Source organism: Paenibacillus sp. YN15 (assembly GCF_003285005.1).
Taxonomy (GTDB): Bacteria; Bacillota; Bacilli; order Paenibacillales; family NBRC-103111; genus Paenibacillus_AR.
Map to the genome: position 1 here is coordinate 26,711 of NZ_QMFA01000047.1, position 16,989 is coordinate 43,699.

The window sequence follows — 16,989 nt, forward strand, 5'->3', positions numbered from 1 at the left end:
GGCCCATGCCTAAATATACGCCGAATTTAAACATTCAGCTGGCCGATCCGGCAACGGACGGCAATCAGACCTTTAATATCGAAACCATGATCAATGATCCTGTGGAAAAACTGGACGAAGCCCTTGGGCTGGTGCCTGTGTCCGGAGATGTGCGGGCAGCCACAACCGGCAACATCGTCCTGAGCGGCGCCCAAACCATTGATGGCATCGCTCTCGCGGCAGGCAACCGGGTGCTGGTCAAAAACCAGACCGCAGGCAAGGAAAACGGCATTTACACGGTATCTGCCGGAGCTTGGACCCGGACAGCGGATGCGGACACCACCGCCAAACTGGCGGCGGGCGTCAGCGTGTACGTAGAGGAGGGAACCGCCAATGGGAAAAGCCGATGGCAAATGGCCAACACCGGAGCTGTGATCCTGGGCACCACCGCTCTCCTCTTCGAAAAAACCGGCGGCCCGGGCTCCGCCACCGACACCGTCATCGGCAGCCGGACCGTCTCCGACGCCACCGCCCCTACCGGCGACAGCGGCACCGTGACCACCCTGTTCGGCTGGCTCGCCAATATGGTCAAGGCGATTACAGGCGGAGCCACATGGCGGACCCTGCCCACAATGAGCATCGCCGCCATCAAGGCGGTCCTGGACGCGGCAACTAATGCGGCGACGGCCAACACGCTGATGAAGCGGGACGCCAATGGAAGGGCGCAGGTAGCAGCGCCGGCTGCGGCGGGGGATATTGCCAGGAAGGATACGGTGGATGGGGCCATTGGGGCGCATAAGGCGGAGGCTGATCCGCATGGGCAGTACGTGAAGAAGGCCGGGGATACCATGGTTGGAAGTTTGGTAGTTCCCGGAATGGAAATCCAGAATTCTGCGCCTATTATGGTCTGGACAGAGACAGACAGCAGCAACAAGAAGTGGTATGCCGTGGCGGATGGCGGCGTTTTCTCAATCCGTGAAAACACTCTTGGAGCTTCTGTGATGGAATTTCAGGCCGGCGGCGATGTACGGGTAAAAAACGGCAGCATGGGACTGGCTGCAACAACGGTATCAGACATCACATATTTCGTCCGCACAGACGGCAATGATAATAACTCCGGTACCGCCAACACAGCGGCCGGAGCATTTAAGACGATAGGCAAGGCCATCAGCATGATTCCACAGGTAGTAAACCATAATGTGGCTATTAATGTAGGAGCGGGCACCTACACTGACGAAATCTTCCTTCCCGGTCGAGTAGGCAGCGGGGGAGTTTGGTTCCATGGGGAATCGAACACCACCACAATATGCCCCGGTGTCCACATCATGGCTTGCGGTTGCCTCGTTGAAATTGAAAAGTTCAAATTTACGCGCAGTAACTTCCATGCTGTATGGTTACGGTGGAATTCTAGAGTTTTCGTCGACAACTGTACGATGACGGAGGCCACTTCTGGTTATTGCGGCGTGTTAGTTGAAGCGGGAACTGCATCAATTATCAACTGCACAATCAGCAACAAAGGCGTGGCTATACAAGCAATGAGTAGTGCATTCATCGGAACATGGAATAATAGCGGAACAGGCAACGATGAAAGTTACACCGCAAGAGATGGCGCAAGCTGTATCACGATTGGCGGGACAACAAGAATAAACGGTAACTTGTGGACTACATCGGGAGGTATGATTTTACCTGATGCAGGCGTTATCAACCCATGGGGAGATAACACATGGAACACGAGGACAGCCGTAAGGGCAAACAGAGCAAATAACCTAAGCCTTACCAGTGGAATTAATACTAAAGTTGTATTTGAGACTGAAAATTATGACACGCTTGGCGAATATGATCCAGCTACCGGGAGATTTACGGCACAGAAGCAGGGACTTTACTTGGTTTCATTCTCCTTGCGCATCAACAAGAGTGTGAAAGATTATTTAGTCGGCAAGGTGTACGTGAACGGCGCGGTAAGCACGGTTCCGTATCAGCAATATTCCAATGAGGGCATAAATCACGCTTCCGGTGCAATTATTCTCGCACTTAATGCCGGTGATTATGTGGAAATATATGTAGCGGCGTTCGGAGGGACCAACACCCTGGAAACAAGCGTGGACGGTTCTTATGTTCTGATACGGGCTATTTAAAACGGAGGATTGATGAAATGGATATTTTCAAAACCTTGTCATACCTGTATCCAAAGGCGTCGCCACTCGTGGATTACATCGTCCAGGATGACGGCCCCACACCTGTCTTGCGCCCTGGAGTAGACGGCCTTTTCCGGTTCCAGCTCCGTCCTCCCAAAGAGGATGAAACGGAAGAAATAGAGGGCATCCATTATCGCATGGTCATTGATTACAACCGCCTCACCGAAGGCGAAGACTATGATATTGTGGAGCGAGGCCCGTATATCGCAGTCTGGAACTTACCTGATCCACAACCCACGGAGGAAGAACTGCTGGCCGCGTGGGACGCAATCAAGGACATGCCGCCGGAGCCGGTGCCACCTGCAGAGGCGGAACGTATAGCGGTGCTGGAGACGGATAGTATTCATACGATGATCGCTGTCACGGAGGCTTTTGAAGCACAGCAGGCGGCAGACGGTCAGCGGGGACAAGAAGCCACCAGCACTATGCTGGCACTTACAGAAGCCTATGAAATCATCCTCCAGCAGCAAGACACGATGGCGGCATTAATGGCCCGCGTGGAAGCGCTGGAAGCCAAGACAGGAGGTGAGAGCTGATATGGCACAAATTTATGCCGCCCTGATCCGTAAGGGCTTGAAGACGCTGGAGGACGTACCGGAGTCTAAACGCGACGAAGTAGCCCAATTGCTGGCAGCCGACCATGCGTAACATCCTGCCCAACTGAATTTCCCTATATCATTCACTGTGCTGGGGGCGGTTTCTATTTGCCCCCAACCGCAGCCTGCCTCACCTTCAAATAAAACTGCTGCCATTCCGGGGAGCAGCCCTGGATATGGGGCGCTGTGAGTTTTTGCAACTCCAGCGCTTCTTCCTCCGCTTGGCGAGCTGCTAAGGCGGCAGCCTTCCCGCGGCGGGGCGGGGGCGTTGCCCCTTTGGCATTCGCCGTTGCAAGGGGAGCCATTGTGTTGGCGGTTGCTGTTGTCCCCTCAGCCCTCGCTCCGCTACCTGCCGCCCTGCTTCCCCGCGGACGGCCACGCCGCTTGGGCGTTTCCGCAGGCGCTGCGGACGAGGCTGCTGCCTGCGCCTCAGAAACCGCAGCAGCGCGTATCGCAGTCTTATCCGGCTCTACCGCCACATCCGCCGCCGCCGGCTTTTTCTGATGCCTGCGCTCCTTCAGCTTCATCTTTTCCCGCTTCGACTTGGACATCTCCGGTATCCCTCCTTAAACCATCCATTCCTCGTATCTGTTCCGCCGCCAGTCAACTTACTCTTCCATCCACTGCCGCCTTAGAGTGAACAACTCCCGCAGCTCATCGGTGGACAGCTCCGTAATCCAATTTTCCCCGCTGCCGATAATCTGCTGGCTTAGGCCCTGCTTCTTGTCAATCATCTGGTCGATGCGCTCCTCCAGAGTACCCAGGGAGATGAACTTATGCACCTGCACATCCCGGCGCTGGCCGATCCGGAAAGCCCGGTCCGTTGCCTGATTCTCCACTGCCGGATTCCACCACCGGTCGAAGTGGAATACATGATTGGCGGCTGTCAGGTTTAAGCCTGTACCGCCCGCCTTCAGCGACAGCACAAAAATTCCCGTACCCGCATCCTCCTGGAAGCGGGCCACCATCTCATCCCGCTTGGCTTTGGGGACGCCGCCATGCAGGAACAGCACAGCTTCCCCGCGCTCCGCTGCCAGCGTCTCCTGGAGCAGCCGGCCCATTTCTGCGAATTGGGTGAAGATGAGGCACTTGTCACCCTCTACCCGGAGCTCATCCACCATTTCCAGCAAGCGGGCCAGCTTGGCGGATTGTGCCGCAGCATTCGGCGATCTGACTATCCCGGCACGTCCCGTACCAGACCTGCCTTTTCCCTCGCCAGCCGCTCCTTCATCAGAAGCGTTCCCCGCATCACGGCCCTTTTTCACCAGCAAAAGAGGATGATCGCACACCTGCTTCAGCCGGGTCAGGGTAGCCAGAATCAGGCCGCGGCGTTCCATAGGGGACAGGCTGTCTACTTTCTCGAACATATCCTGGAGAATGGATTCATACAAGGCCCCCTGCTCTGCAGTTAAGGGGACGAAGGTTTTCATTTCGTTCTTATCCGGCAGATCCAGTTGGATGGCCGGGTCCTTCTTCACCCGCCGCAGCAGAAAAGGCTTGATCAGCTGCTGAACCTGCCCGATGCGCTCGGCGTTGCCTTTTTCCACTTCGCTTACGAAATTCCGCCTGAATTCTCCCAACGACCCCAGATAGCCGGGATTGACCACATCAAAAATCGACCACAGCTCGGTCAAACGGTTCTCGATAGGCGTCCCCGTCAGCGCAATCCGGTGGCGGGCGCCCAGTCTGCGGACAGCAGCCGCTTGTTTGGTATATGCGTTCTTGATGTTCTGGGCTTCGTCCAGGCAGAGGGCGCTCCAATCCATCTGAGCCAAAGTCTCCTCGTCCAGTTGGGTCAGGGTGTAAGAGGTGATCACAACGTCCGCTCCCTCCACCGAGGAGGGGAACGCCTCCCCTTTGGCCCGCTGCGCCCCGTAATGAAGATGGACCCTCAGCTCCGGCGCGAAACGCTCCAGCTCCTTCTGCCAATTGCCGATGACAGAGGTAGGGCAGATGAGCAGGGCGGGAGCCGTCAATTGGCCTATTTCCTTTAGATGAAGCAGATAAACGATCCATTGGACGGTTTTGCCCAGACCCATATCGTCCGCCAGGCATCCGCCCAGCCCAAACCGGCTCAAGAATGCCATCCACGACACACCTTCCCGCTGGTAACGCCGGAGCTCCCCCTGGAATCCTGCCGGATCAGGCAAAAGAGGGATCGTGGAGGTTTGCTGAAGCTGGCCCAGCATTTTGCCCAGATGCTCGTTCAATTCCACCTCCAGCCGCAGCAGGCCCTCGTCGTTGTCAGGGGCGTCCGGCCCCGGCTCCTCTGACTCCCCGCGGTGGTCAAGCTCCGTCCCGCCCAGAAGATGCAGCTCCATGGCTTCCCGGAAGGTCAGGCCTTTCTTTTTGCGTGTGCGGCTCATCACCTTGCGGATGGCCTCCAGCATGGCCGGGTCCAGCAAGACCCATTGGCCGTTAACCCGGAGCAGCCGTTTTTTCTCCTCGGCCAACTGCAGAAACTCCGCTTCGCTAAGCTGCGCTTCTCCCAAGGCTACCCGCCAGTCGAAATCAATGATGGCGTCCATGCCGAACATGCTGTTGGCTGCTCCGACAGAGGAGCGGACCTTGGCCTTAAGCCGGACCTTCTGCCTCCTGACCTGCTCCCACCAGGCGGGAAGCAGCACGGCAGCGCCAGCCTCGGCCAGTCTGACACTGTCCTCCGTCAGGAAGCGCCACACCTCCTCATCCGGCAGCACGCTTTTTACCGGTGCGCCGTCGCCTTTCAGCCCGGGAACCGCCGTTAGCCACCGCTGCTGTTCTCTCCGTACTCTCGTGCTCAGCTCAGGCTGCCAGGAAGCAGGAATGGCTTCGACCGCCGTTCCTTCCATCCAATCCTGCCACAGCAGACGGAAAGAAGGATCATCCCGGTCCCATAGAACCGTTTCCAGCCTCCACTCATCATAAACATGGCCTTCGGCATCCACGGTTCCCGGCTCCGAAAGCCGGAGGGCCACGCGGAAGGGAACCTCATCCTTTTTCCACCCGGTGAGGATCTGCCAGTCCTCCTCATCTGCTGCCGGACCGGCTGAATGGCTGGGCTGGATTAGAGGATAAGCCTCCACAATTTTTTCCCAGGCAGATCTTATCTCCTCATTGCCGGTTGTCCATGCATTCAGCACACGGGTAGGCCACTCCGCCACCAGCTGTCCGTCTCCGGCTGGACCCGCCTCCTTGATGGAGCTGCTCCACACCGTCTTTTCCTCTTCTGCAAGCAGCAGCTGCCAGCCTGCCCGTCCTTCCCGCCACGCTGCATAATCCGGAGCGAAGCGGCCCTCCGTAAGACAACGGAGCAGAACGGGCGCCGCTTTGACCAGGGCGGAGAGCCGCAGGCTGAAGGATACATCAATGGCGGCATGGTGGATGCTCTCTGCCAGATAGTGGACAGACATGCCTTCAGGCAACAGAATGGCATCCTTATCCTTGGGTCCGCTTTTGGATGTCTCCAGCAGGGTTCCATAGAAGCTTGGTTCATGCCAGGCAAATAATCTGTGCTTCAAATGCTCAATCGGGAGCACCTCCCGTCCCCCCGGAATTAACAAAAGGCCATTGCCGGTTGGGAGGCAATCCAGTTTGACCGTTTTCGCCGGCGCATATATGCTCATACGATCAATTTTCCTTTCCGCAGTTCTTCCTGGAAGGCGCGCAGCCGGGAATGGCGTTCCGCCAGCTGCCCGATATAGGCTTGCCAGCGGTCCTGCTCCTTCAGTTTTTTATAAAAGCCTGCCAGCTTTTTCAGCAACCGGACCGCTTGCTTGTAGGACTGCCGGTTTTTCTCCAGAATATAACGCTCCGCATCCTGATGGTATAAGGGCAGGATCAGCCGGAGATCGGTTTTTTCCAGCAGCTTCAGAATTTCCTTATCTATATAATAAAGCGGGTAGCCTTCCGAAAGCAGCATATGAGCCACCTGCCGGGCTTCGCCGTTCTCGATCAGGTATGTGATATATACGCCGCGCGATTGGGGCAGCATCCGCTTGATCCATTCCATCCAACCCGGCTCGTGGGGCTGCGCTTTCACCCCTTCCAGCCAGAGGGGGAAGATGGTCTGATTCAGAAGATAGTACTCTCTTTGCAAAAAATGAGTCAGCCCCTGCAGCCATACCAACAGCCTGCTCCAGGCCCGAGCATGGTAGAGCTCCATCACATAGTAGATATAATACGCCTGTGAAAGAGAGGAGTCAGCCGTCAATTTGGCTAAAGCAGCCTCATCGTCTCCGGAAAAAAAGTCAAACTGCGCGAGGCTTGAGCGAATGCGGGACTCCAGGCCGCCGCTGCCTGCCTGATTGAGGATGTCTTCGAGTCTTGTGCGCTCTTCTGCAGCCAGGTCGCCCAAGCTAAACAGTCTGCTCCAAACGGCCCGGTACAACCCGCTCCAATCCAGCCGGGGGGCAATGGGTTTGAAGGTGTTCTGCCGCAGCACCTCCAATGCCGCCGCCAAAACCTTAGGATAACGCTCGTGCACTTCATGTATGTCCATGAGGGTGAAAATCTGCTCCACAAGTCCGGAAGCAGAGCGGGCCAGCTCTTTCGCCAGCTGGCTCACGCCATACTGGTGCGGAGTGAAGGGAAGCCGGGCAAAGAACCGTTCAATGGCTTCCATGGCATAAAGCTGGGCGTGGAGCACAAACAGCCCGCGGGGGGTGGCCGGCCAATGGGCAGACTCCTTCGCCATGTTTTCCATGACGTTATCGTAGAAGGAGGCGATCTCGCCCTCCAATCCGTACAGGTAAGCGCTGGGCCGGGGCGTCACCAGATCCTTGCGGAATCTTCCGTGAAAGTAGTCGCGCCATACCATGGCAGAGTCATGCGGCTGAGGGAATGCGGGGGCAATGGATTTATGGCGAGGGAGTTTAATCACCTTGGCTGTCTCCGGGGCTTCGGGTGATGGATCTGCCGCGGCCGACTTCATCTGCCCTTCTCGCCGCCCTCGTTCATTCACCGCTGCATTGCATTCCATCAGGAACATCTCCGGATTTTTGCCAGCCAGCCGCAGCAATTGCAAAAAAGCCGCCAGATCATGCCGGCAGCAGCTTTCCCCGCAGCTGCAGGACATGGGTTCGCTTGCGGAAGGCACAATCTGCACATGAAATGTATCCGCGCCTTCTCTGATCGCGGCGGCCAATCCGTCGTTATCCGCCGTGTGAATCCATTCCATAACACCCGGCTGACGGAACAGCGCATAACCCTTCTCCAGTTGCTCCTCAGATATATTCAATTTGATAAAAGCCGTTAGGTCATATAACACTTTCGGGGGGATCGGGGATACCGCCATGCTACGCACCTCATAAAAAATGTGAGTTATTTCCCGTTATTATACCACAGATCGCCAGGCTGTTTGACAAGCAAAATACCCCCGCACCAATTGGACGGGGATAGGATACCTTTATTGGCATTGCTATTCCTCTTAGGCCAGCTCCGTCTTGGCGTAAAGACCGCGCCTCAGATCGCGAATGGCTCCCTCTTGCTCCAGGGACCGGAGGGACAGTATCTCCAGAATCTTGTCCTGGCGCTCCTGGCTGGCCTGGAAGGCTGTCATCATCCCATGAATTTTGTGCACATCCAGGGTCAAGGCTTCCAGCTTGGCGTCAGCCAGTTCCTGCCGGTGCATAATCGCCTTCGTCAGCTGGAACAGCTCCTGTTGGCCTGCATTCATGGTATCCAGCCTTTGTTCGAATTGGTTCTGGCGTTCCTCGAACCTGTCTTGGCGTTCCTCAAACTTCTGTTGCCGCTCGTCCATCTGGTCCAGCTTCTGCAGAATCAAATCCAGCTTGTCCATCGCACATCCGCTCCTTGTGGAATATATGATGCGCCTAACCGACAAGAGCGCGGGGCGTGGCTCCGTATTAAGGCTTCCGACAGCGCAAGACTATTATATCACAGGAGAATGGGGGGAAAAGAAGAGTGTTTCAGTCAATTTCCGCATATTAGCACATATGCTATAATGAATACTCCCGCCACTTACCGATGCGATCGCAAACGAACGATGCGGTTTGATCCACAATTGATCAGTTCTGTACATCATCGTGTATCCGACATGACTTGTGGGTATGTTCAAGGGGACTCCGATTCACCTCGCTGCTTGCAGAAGCGGGGGTCCCCTCGGCATGTGCTAGGTCCTGACGCAAACTGTACAAATCGCAAAAATCTAGTAAAATAAAACATGAGATGAAGATACCAGTTAACCGATAAATGGACTATTCTTTAACCCTTATTGCCTCCGACCCTCAAAAAACAAGGGGGACGAGAAAACAGCGAACATGTTTAAGTTTTTTGGGCTCTACGCCAAAATCGGTGCTTGACGCCACGGACTGATGGCTGTTAGACCATGCCATGGTCTGACGCTAACGGCAGTGGGAGCCCTTATTTCTGCAAAAACACCGCTTCAGAAAATCTAACGGTGGCAACAGCCGCTATTTGGACCGATTACTCCGCTGCAAGCCCTTTTTTAGCCTAATAAGGGCTCCTGCTTCCGCTAGATTTGGCAGCCCCCCGTTTTGGAGCAAATAGAGGATCTCACTGCCGTTAGGAATCGGGGCATGTTCTCAGTATCGTGTTGGGTTCAAATCTCCGCTTAACTGCTTATGAACAGACACATAGGCAGAGGCGCGGTTAAGCACTGCTTTATGGTTAGAGCCTTTTTTTGACGCTGCTTTCCATTCGGCTGTGATTTAGATAAATTTGTGTACAGATTCTAATAGAGAACAGTGTGATATGGTCCGCCTCCAGGCTGGCATCCATAAAAGAAAGAAGGATAACCCTATGAAAATAGCCATTGTAGGGACAGGCTATGTCGGCCTCGTCACCGGCGTCTGTCTGTCTGAAATCGGGCATCAGGTTACTTGCATTGATGTGGATGAATTAAAGGTGAATAAGATGCGTGCCGGAATTTCGCCCATCTACGAACCGGGTCTGGACGAGCTCATGAAGAAAAATATAGCTGCGGAAAGACTGTGTTTTACCACCTCTCATGAGGAGGGCTTCCGGGATGCGGAGGCCATCTACATAGCCGTAGGCACCCCACCGCGGGAGGACGGCACAGCCAATCTTTCTTACGTGGAAGAGGTGGCCAGGAGTATTGCTGCACATATTCAAAATTACACGGTTGTGGTTACCAAGAGCACCGTGCCGGTGGGAACCAACTACCGGATCAAGCAAATGATCGCCGCGGGAGCGGAGGGCCGCGCCCAATTTGATGTGGTATCCAATCCCGAGTTTCTTCGGGAGGGAACAGCGGTGCAGGATGCTTTCCAGGGAGACCGTATCGTTATTGGCTCGGACAGTCCCCGCGCCGCCCAAATCGTGGAGGAGATCAACAAACCCTTCGGCATTCCTGTGTACCATACGGATATCAGCAGCGCCGAAATGATCAAATACGCCTCCAACGCCTTTTTGGCCACCAAAATTAGCTTCATTAATGAAATCTCCGCCCTTTGTGAAAAATTGGGTGCAAACGTGGAGGACGTAGCCGCGGGCATGGGCATGGACAAGCGCATCGGCAGCCAGTTCCTGCGGGCAGGCATCGGCTACGGAGGCTCTTGCTTTCCCAAGGATACCAAGGCTTTGGTGCAAATCGCCGGGAACGTGGAGCATGAATTTGATCTTCTGAAATCTGTTATCCAGGTCAACAACAAGCAGCAGCGGTTGCTGGTGGACAAGGCCAAAGCCCGCTTCGGGTCCTTGGCAGACAAAACCGTAGCGCTTCTGGGGCTGGCGTTCAAGCCTCATACCGATGATATGCGGGAGTCCGCCTCCATCGTTGTCAGCCGCCAACTGGTTGAGGAAGGCGCCCGCATACAAGCTTATGACCCCATTCAGCCGGAGCTGGCGACACACCTGCTTCCCCAGGAAGTCACGCTGTGCCGGACCTTGGAAGAAGCGCTCGCTCATGCAGACTGCGTCTTCATCATCACCGACTGGCCGGAATTCAAAACCATGGATCTGGCTAAGGCCACCCAGCTTCTGAAGTCCCCGGTATTCTTCGATGGCCGAAACTGCTTCCGCCTGGAGCACGCCGCCGCCCATGGAATTGAGTATCATTCCATTGGACGGGAGAGTGTGGGGGCCGAGGGTTAGGACGGACAATTATCACTCTTATTTTTTAGTAATCAGCCGAATGGGGCAGTAGATAGGACGAACATTCTTATCACTGCCTTTTTGTTTTGGGATAAAATATCATTTACCATATAAGTAATCATATATAAATAATACTGAAAAAGGATGTGAATATGTGAAGCTCGTATTGCTGTCTGGAGGCTCTGGCAAACGCTTGTGGCCCTTATCCAATGACTCCCGATCCAAGCAGTTTCTGAAGGTTCTTCCTGCACCGGATGGCCAAAGAGAATCGATGGTACAGCGGGTTTGGCGGCAAATTGGCGAGGTGGGGCTTGCTTCTCATGCCTGTATTGTAACGGGGAATGCACAGGCAGAAATTATACATAGCCAGATCGGTGAGCAGGTTCCGCTCATTATTGAGCCTGCACGCAGAGATACCTTTGCTGCTATTGTGCTGGCAGCTTCTTATGTAAGCTCTGTGGTTAAAGCGGACCCGGATGAAACCATTGTAGTGATGCCGGTTGACCCGTATGTTGATGTGGAGTTTTTTGCCACCATTCAAAAGCTGGGTGAAGTGTTGAAATCCACCGGAAGCTCCCTTGCTTTGATCGGTGCGGCGCCTACCCATCCCTCCGAAAAATACGGGTATATTCTGACGGAAGAGAGTACTGGCGAGGTTAGAACGGTGAAGCGGTTTGCGGAGAAGCCGAAGGAAGCGCTGGCCCGGACATTCATGGAGCAAGGGGCTCTATGGAACTGCGGTATCTTCGCAGGCAAACTTTCCTTCTTCATGGAGCTGCTGCGCCATCGAGGCCTTCCTGCGGAATTTGCGTCGCTTAGGGAACGTTATGGGGAGATTCCCAAGAATAGCTTTGATTATGAGGTTGTTGAACATCTGAGGGACATCAGTGTTATTCCCTATACCGGATATTGGAAGGACCTTGGCACCTGGAATACGCTGACGGAAGAAATGACCGAGCCCATCAGCGGGAAAGGGGTATGCAGCCATGACAGTGCGAATACACATATTGTGAATGAACTGGATATTCCGGTTGCTGTACTGGGGGTATCCAATCTAATCGTGGCAGCTAGTCCCGATGGAATCCTTATTGCCGACAAAGAGGAAAGCCCGCGGATTAAAGAGATTCTGGGGGATGATCACCCCCGCCCTATGTATGTAGAGCGTTACTGGGGCTGGTACAGAGTACTGGAATATGGTCTGAATGACCGAGGAGACGAGGTTCTGGTTAGACGGGTTTGTATTTTGGCAGGAAAAAGCTTAAGCTACCAAATGCATAAGCAGCGTGAAGAGGTATGGACGATTACCGCGGGGCACGGCGAAGTCATTCTGGAGAGTAGGCGCCGTGCAGTCCATATAGGAGATGTGATTCGGATTCCACAAGGGGTAAAGCATTCTATTCTCGCGCATCATGAATTGCAGATGATAGAAACCCAGATCGGAAGCTCGATAACGGAAGCTGATATTTATCGTTTTGATTCTCCATGGAGTATTGATGACTAAAGTTGCAATAAGAAGAAAGTCGAAATGGGTCTAATGGTAGTGGCGCAATAATATATTTGGTAAATGTAGTCTCAAAGGCCTTACAATTCCCTGCAATTATAATATAATAGAATTAAAATGTTATAATAGGGGAAACGATTCATATGGCCAGCCGTTATTTTAAGGAAATTCGGACTCCGTTTCTGGTATTTGGCATTAAATTGTTCCGGGATGAAGAGGACCGCTTGTGGATCAAAGTCCGTTCCAAACCACGGAAGCCTCTTTTTAAGTCAAGGTCGGGGGCTTAATGGAAAAAAATAGATTATTCGGTGGAGGAGAAGTGCTGAATGAGGAAAGTGAAAAAGGCGATTATTCCTGCCGCTGGCTTAGGCACACGTTTTCTGCCAGCGACTAAAGCCATGCCCAAGGAAATGCTCCCGATTGTGGATAAGCCCACAATCCAATACATCGTGGAAGAAGCGGTGGCATCGGGTATTGAGGATATTATTATCGTCACCGGCAAAGGCAAACGGGCCATTGAGGATCACTTCGACAACCACTTCGAGTTGGAGCATAACCTGCTGGAGAAGCAGAAGCTGCAGCTCCTGGAGGAAGTACAGCGGGCCTCTAACCTGGTGGATATCCACTATATTCGCCAAAAGGAACCCCGCGGCCTGGGCCACGCTGTATGGTGTGCCCGCAAATTTATTGGAGATGAGCCTTTTGCCGTGTTGCTGGGTGATGATATCGTCAAGGCGGAGCCCAAGCCATGCTTAAGACAGCTGATGGATGAATACGATAAGACACAATGTTCCATTATAGGCGTTCAGGAAGTCCCGATGCAGGAGACACACCGTTACGGTGTGGTGGACCCCGAGGGTCAAAATGGCCGGCTCTATCAAGTGCGCAATTTTGTGGAGAAGCCCGCCAAAGGTACTGCACCATCCAATTTAGCTATTATGGGGCGTTACATCCTTACCCCCCGTATCTTTGATATCCTGGATGATCAAGAGGTAGGGGCAGGCGGCGAAATTCAGCTTACCGATGCCATCCAGAAGCTTAACCTGGAGCAGCCCGTATTCGCGTATAACTTCGAAGGTAGACGTTATGACGTGGGAGAAAAGCTCGGCTTCATCATGACTACGTTGGAATTTGCCCTGGCTAATGATGAACTGAAGGAGCCGCTGATGGAGGAACTGGTGAAGTTGGTTGGGGAGCGGAGAATAGAATCTATTCTATAAATTCATCTATTTCAGCGCTGGAAGAAGAATGGTATAATACATTCGTATTGTATCCTTCAGATTTCGCGCTTTTTTTATGTCAGGAGGTCTTTTTTTGATGAAAGGCATTATTTTGGCGGGAGGAAGCGGAACACGGTTATATCCTCTCACGATGGTAACCAGCAAGCAATTATTGCCGATTTATGATAAACCCATGATTTATTATCCGCTATCCACCCTGATGTTGGCTGGAATCAGGGAGATTCTGATCATCTCTACTCCTGAAGATACTTCTCGATTCGAGGGGTTATTTGGAGACGGCTCCCTGTTTGGGCTTTCCCTGAGCTACAAGGTTCAACCCAACCCGGATGGATTAGCCCAGGCTTTCATATTAGGAGAGTCCTTCATTGGAGACGATTCTGTCGCTATGATTCTTGGGGATAATATCTACTATGGCAGCGGGTTGCGCAGGAGACTACAGAAAGCTGCAGCCAAAGAGAAGGGCGCTACTGTATTTGGTTACCATGTTCAGGACCCACACCGGTTTGGTGTAGTGGAATTTGATGCTGAAGGCAAAGTCCTTAGCATTGAAGAAAAGCCTCAGATGCCAAAATCTAATTATGCTGTTACCGGTCTTTATTTCTACGATAACCGCGTTGTTGAAATGGCCAAGCAAGTGAAGCCATCTGCGCGTGGAGAATTGGAGATTACATCAATTAACCAGGCTTATTTGGAGCTTGGGCAATTGGACGTGGAATTGTTGGGACGAGGTTATACTTGGCTGGATACTGGTACTCATCAAAGTTTGGTGGATGCCACAAATTTCGTGAGAACAGTGGAGGATCACCAGGGCATCAAGATTGCTGCTCCCGAGGAAATTGCCTATATAAATGGATGGATCACGCGTGAGCAACTTCGTTGCTGTGGCGAGAAGCTAAGCAAAACGGGCTATGGTCAGTATCTCATTCGGGTTGCCAACGGACAGATTCAATACTAAATACAGCATAAAGATTGGAGTCAATGCCATGCAATTTACTAAAACCCATCTTGAAGGCGTGCTGGTTATCGAGCCTAAGGTGTTCGGCGATCATCGCGGCTGGTTTATGGAAACCTACAGTAATGCCGTATTTTCCGGCAACGATTTGAATCTCACATTCGTCCAGGATAACCACTCCTTTTCCGCGGCAAAAGGTACTTTACGGGGCTTGCATTACCAGCTTAATCCCAAAGCGCAAACAAAACTGGTTCGTTGCACAAAAGGGGCGATCTACGATGTTGCGGTGGATATCCGACGTGGAAGTCCTACTTATGGCTCTTGGTTCGGTATAGAACTCAGTGCGGATAATAAGAAACAATTATTAGTTTCCAAGGGATTTGCGCACGGATTTATGACTATTACCGATGATGTTGAGGTTCAATATAAGGTAGATGAATTGTACGCCCCCGAATGTGACCGCGGTATTTTATGGGCAGATCCCGAAATTGGTATTGACTGGCCGTTGGAGATTCGACCTGTATTGTCTGCCAAGGATGAAAAGGCGCCGCGGCTTGCCGAAGCAGAGCATAACTTTGTTTATGGGGAATGATAGGATGAAAATACTGGTGACGGGTTATAACGGGCAGTTGGGCTTTGATGTAGTTAAAGCCGGCCTATTGCAAGGCCTCGACATGATCGGTTTGGGCATTAATGATTTGGATATCACTGATGAACAGGCTGTTCATAGCGCGATTAACCGAATTCGACCAGATGCTATTGTGCATTGCGCCGCATATACAGCAGTGGATAAAGCGGAGGACGAGATGGAATTGTGCCGCAAAGTTAATGTAGATGGTACCCGCTACTTAGCTGAAGCAGCACGGGCTGTCAATGCCAGGATGATGTATATCAGTACAGATTATGTGTTCAATGGACAGGGAGCTGAGGCCTATGCGGAGGTTGACCAGCCAGCTCCTATCGGCCAATATGGATTGACGAAATATGAAGGGGAGCAGGTTATTCAATCCATTTTGGAAAATTGGTATATTATCCGCATCTCCTGGGTGTTCGGTATTAATGGCAATAACTTTGTTAAAACCATGCTAAGATTGGCTGAAACCCGTTCTGAACTTAGCGTGGTGAACGATCAATATGGTTCTCCAACTTATACCGCAGACTTAGCAAAGCTTATCGTGGATATGATCCAAACTGAACAATACGGAATTTATCATGCTACCAATGAAGGAATTTGCAGTTGGGCAGAGTTTGCTGAGGAGATTTTCCGGCAAGCGGGGAAGGAAGTAAAGGTAAATCATATTTCCACTGAAGAGTATCCTACCCGGGCCGTTCGGCCCAAAAACTCCCGGCTGTCCAAGGACAAATTGGTGATTTGCGGTTTTGCGCGGCTGCCTCATTGGCAGAATGCATTGAAGCGGTATTTGAATGAGTTAAACTCGAAGGGATGAGTGGGTTGACGCGTAAAAAGGTACTTGTTACAGGCGGGGCTGGCTTTATCGGCGGAAACTTTGTTCAGTATATGGTGGACAAGTATTCCGAATATGATATTTACAATCTGGATCTCCTAACCTATGCCGGTGAATTAGCTAAGCATAAGCATATCGGGGATAGAGATAACTATCACTTTGTTCAGGCGGATATTGCCGACCGGCAAACAATTAATCAGTTATTTGAAGAAGTTAGATTTGATTATGTCGTCCACTTTGCGGCGGAAAGCCATGTGGACCGCTCCATCACCGATCCTGGGATATTCGTGAGGACGAATGTGTTGGGTACTCAAGTATTGTTGGATGCGGCTAAGGCAGCAGGGATTGCCAAGTTTCTGCATGTTTCTACAGATGAAGTGTATGGGGAACTGGATTTCGATCCTGAGACGTTCTTTACCGAGGAAACACCTATACAGCCAAACAGCCCTTACAGCGCTAGCAAGGCTGCTTCCGACCTTCTGGTGAGGGCTTATCATGAGACATATGGGTTGGCTGTGAATATCACCCGCTGCTCCAATAATTATGGCCCCTACCATTTCCCAGAGAAGCTAATCCCGTTAACCATCTCCAGAGCTGTGAACGACCAGAAGATTCCGGTATATGGTGACGGTAAAAATATCCGGGATTGGCTGCATGTCTGGGATCACTGCGCAGCGCTTGATCTGGTGTTGCATCAGGGAGTGAGCGGGCAGGTCTACAATGTGGGAGGCCACAATGAACGGACTAATCTGGAGGTGGTCAAAACCATTATCCAAACGTTAGGGAAGACTGACGATCTCATTGAGTTTGTCACCGATCGGCTTGGCCATGACAAACGATATGCAATTGATCCCACGAAGCTGGAGAAATTGGGGTGGAAGCCGAAGTATTCCTTCGAAACGGGGATTGCCCAGACGATTCAGTGGTATCGGGAGAATGAGGATTGGTGGAGGCCGTTGTTGAAGCGGGTGTGATGAAATAAA

General features: G+C 52.4%; 14 protein-coding genes. 10 read left to right on the top strand and 4 right to left on the bottom strand.

All coding sequences use genetic code 11. The features are described from left to right. Positions 1-5 precede the first annotated feature (5 nt). Genes DQG13_RS26190 through DQG13_RS31275 form a run of 3 tightly spaced genes read left to right on the top strand, consistent with a single transcriptional unit; the run spans position 6 to position 2,822 of the window. Positions 6-2,114, top strand: a complete 2,109-nt coding sequence (locus DQG13_RS26190; protein WP_113023133.1) for a C1q-like domain-containing protein — start codon at positions 6-8, stop codon at positions 2,112-2,114. A gap of 17 nt (positions 2,115-2,131) precedes the next feature. Beyond that, positions 2,132-2,710, top strand: a complete 579-nt coding sequence (locus DQG13_RS26195; RefSeq protein WP_113023134.1) for an XkdW family protein — start codon at positions 2,132-2,134, stop codon at positions 2,708-2,710. A 1-nt stretch (position 2,711) separates the two neighbouring features. Then, on the top strand, positions 2,712-2,822 hold the full coding sequence (locus DQG13_RS31275; RefSeq protein ID WP_220094449.1) for a CD1375 family protein: 111 nt from the start codon (positions 2,712-2,714) through the stop codon (positions 2,820-2,822). Positions 2,823-2,874: 52 nt separating this feature from the next. Here DQG13_RS31275 and DQG13_RS26200 read toward each other — a convergent pair whose 3' ends face one another. The 4 genes from DQG13_RS26200 to DQG13_RS26215 all read right to left on the bottom strand — a co-directional run bounded on the left by DQG13_RS26200 (position 2,875) and on the right by DQG13_RS26215 (position 8,549). Then, a complete protein-coding gene (locus tag DQG13_RS26200) occupies positions 2,875-3,321 on the bottom strand; it encodes a hypothetical protein (RefSeq protein ID WP_113023135.1) in 447 nt (148 codons plus the stop codon). 57 nt (positions 3,322-3,378) lie between these two features. After that, the gene (locus DQG13_RS26205; protein WP_113023136.1) at positions 3,379-6,375 is read right to left on the bottom strand and encodes a DEAD/DEAH box helicase; all 2,997 of its coding nucleotides are present in this window, start codon (positions 6,373-6,375) and stop codon (positions 3,379-3,381) included. Continuing rightward, positions 6,372-8,045: a hypothetical protein gene (locus DQG13_RS26210; protein ID WP_113023137.1), complete on the bottom strand. Its 1,674-nt coding sequence runs from the start codon at positions 8,043-8,045 to the stop codon at positions 6,372-6,374. Before DQG13_RS26210 ends, DQG13_RS26205 begins: the two co-directional genes overlap by 4 nt. A gap of 132 nt (positions 8,046-8,177) precedes the next feature. Then, complete coding sequence (locus tag DQG13_RS26215; RefSeq protein WP_113023138.1) at positions 8,178-8,549, bottom strand: hypothetical protein; 372 nt, start codon at positions 8,547-8,549, stop codon at positions 8,178-8,180. Positions 8,550-9,532: 983 nt separating this feature from the next. Here DQG13_RS26215 and DQG13_RS26220 point away from each other — a divergent pair. The 7 genes from DQG13_RS26220 to rfbB all read left to right on the top strand — a co-directional run bounded on the left by DQG13_RS26220 (position 9,533) and on the right by rfbB (position 16,980). Next, positions 9,533-10,846: a UDP-glucose dehydrogenase family protein gene (locus DQG13_RS26220; RefSeq protein ID WP_113023139.1), complete on the top strand. Its 1,314-nt coding sequence runs from the start codon at positions 9,533-9,535 to the stop codon at positions 10,844-10,846. 154 nt (positions 10,847-11,000) lie between these two features. Beyond that, a complete protein-coding gene (locus tag DQG13_RS26225) occupies positions 11,001-12,347 on the top strand; it encodes a sugar phosphate nucleotidyltransferase (RefSeq protein WP_113023140.1) in 1,347 nt (448 codons plus the stop codon). Between the two features lie 326 nt (positions 12,348-12,673). Next, positions 12,674-13,567 (top strand): UTP--glucose-1-phosphate uridylyltransferase GalU, encoded by an 894-nt coding sequence (gene galU / locus DQG13_RS26230; RefSeq protein WP_113023141.1) that lies wholly within the window; start codon positions 12,674-12,676, stop codon positions 13,565-13,567. A gap of 97 nt (positions 13,568-13,664) precedes the next feature. Continuing rightward, positions 13,665-14,543: a glucose-1-phosphate thymidylyltransferase RfbA gene (gene rfbA, locus DQG13_RS26235; RefSeq protein WP_113023142.1), complete on the top strand. Its 879-nt coding sequence runs from the start codon at positions 13,665-13,667 to the stop codon at positions 14,541-14,543. 28 nt (positions 14,544-14,571) lie between these two features. After that, positions 14,572-15,132, top strand: a complete 561-nt coding sequence (gene rfbC, locus DQG13_RS26240) for a dTDP-4-dehydrorhamnose 3,5-epimerase (protein ID WP_113023143.1) — start codon at positions 14,572-14,574, stop codon at positions 15,130-15,132. Between the two features lie 4 nt (positions 15,133-15,136). Further along, positions 15,137-15,988, top strand: a complete 852-nt coding sequence (gene rfbD / locus DQG13_RS26245; RefSeq protein ID WP_113023144.1) for a dTDP-4-dehydrorhamnose reductase — start codon at positions 15,137-15,139, stop codon at positions 15,986-15,988. 5 nt (positions 15,989-15,993) lie between these two features. Beyond that, positions 15,994-16,980, top strand: coding sequence for a dTDP-glucose 4,6-dehydratase (rfbB, locus tag DQG13_RS26250; protein ID WP_113023153.1), 987 nt, complete (start codon positions 15,994-15,996; stop codon positions 16,978-16,980). Positions 16,981-16,989: the final 9 nt, after the last annotated feature.

Bases quoted from the DNA above. Each gene is read 5' to 3' on its own strand.
- DQG13_RS26190 (WP_113023133.1), top strand. From the start codon at position 6: ATGCCTAAATATACGCCGAATTTAAACATTCAGCTGGCCGATCCGGCA.
- DQG13_RS26195 (WP_113023134.1), top strand. From the start codon at position 2,132: ATGGATATTTTCAAAACCTTGTCATACCTGTATCCAAAGGCGTCGCCA.
- DQG13_RS31275 (WP_220094449.1), top strand. From the start codon at position 2,712: ATGGCACAAATTTATGCCGCCCTGATCCGTAAGGGCTTGAAGACGCTG.
- DQG13_RS26200 (WP_113023135.1), bottom strand. From the start codon at position 3,321: ATGTCCAAGTCGAAGCGGGAAAAGATGAAGCTGAAGGAGCGCAGGCAT.
- DQG13_RS26205 (WP_113023136.1), bottom strand. From the start codon at position 6,375: ATGAGCATATATGCGCCGGCGAAAACGGTCAAACTGGATTGCCTCCCA.
- DQG13_RS26210 (WP_113023137.1), bottom strand. From the start codon at position 8,045: ATGGCGGTATCCCCGATCCCCCCGAAAGTGTTATATGACCTAACGGCT.
- DQG13_RS26215 (WP_113023138.1), bottom strand. From the start codon at position 8,549: ATGGACAAGCTGGATTTGATTCTGCAGAAGCTGGACCAGATGGACGAG.
- DQG13_RS26220 (WP_113023139.1), top strand. From the start codon at position 9,533: ATGAAAATAGCCATTGTAGGGACAGGCTATGTCGGCCTCGTCACCGGC.
- galU (WP_113023141.1), top strand. From the start codon at position 12,674: ATGAGGAAAGTGAAAAAGGCGATTATTCCTGCCGCTGGCTTAGGCACA.
- rfbA (WP_113023142.1), top strand. From the start codon at position 13,665: ATGAAAGGCATTATTTTGGCGGGAGGAAGCGGAACACGGTTATATCCT.
- rfbC (WP_113023143.1), top strand. From the start codon at position 14,572: ATGCAATTTACTAAAACCCATCTTGAAGGCGTGCTGGTTATCGAGCCT.
- rfbD (WP_113023144.1), top strand. From the start codon at position 15,137: ATGAAAATACTGGTGACGGGTTATAACGGGCAGTTGGGCTTTGATGTA.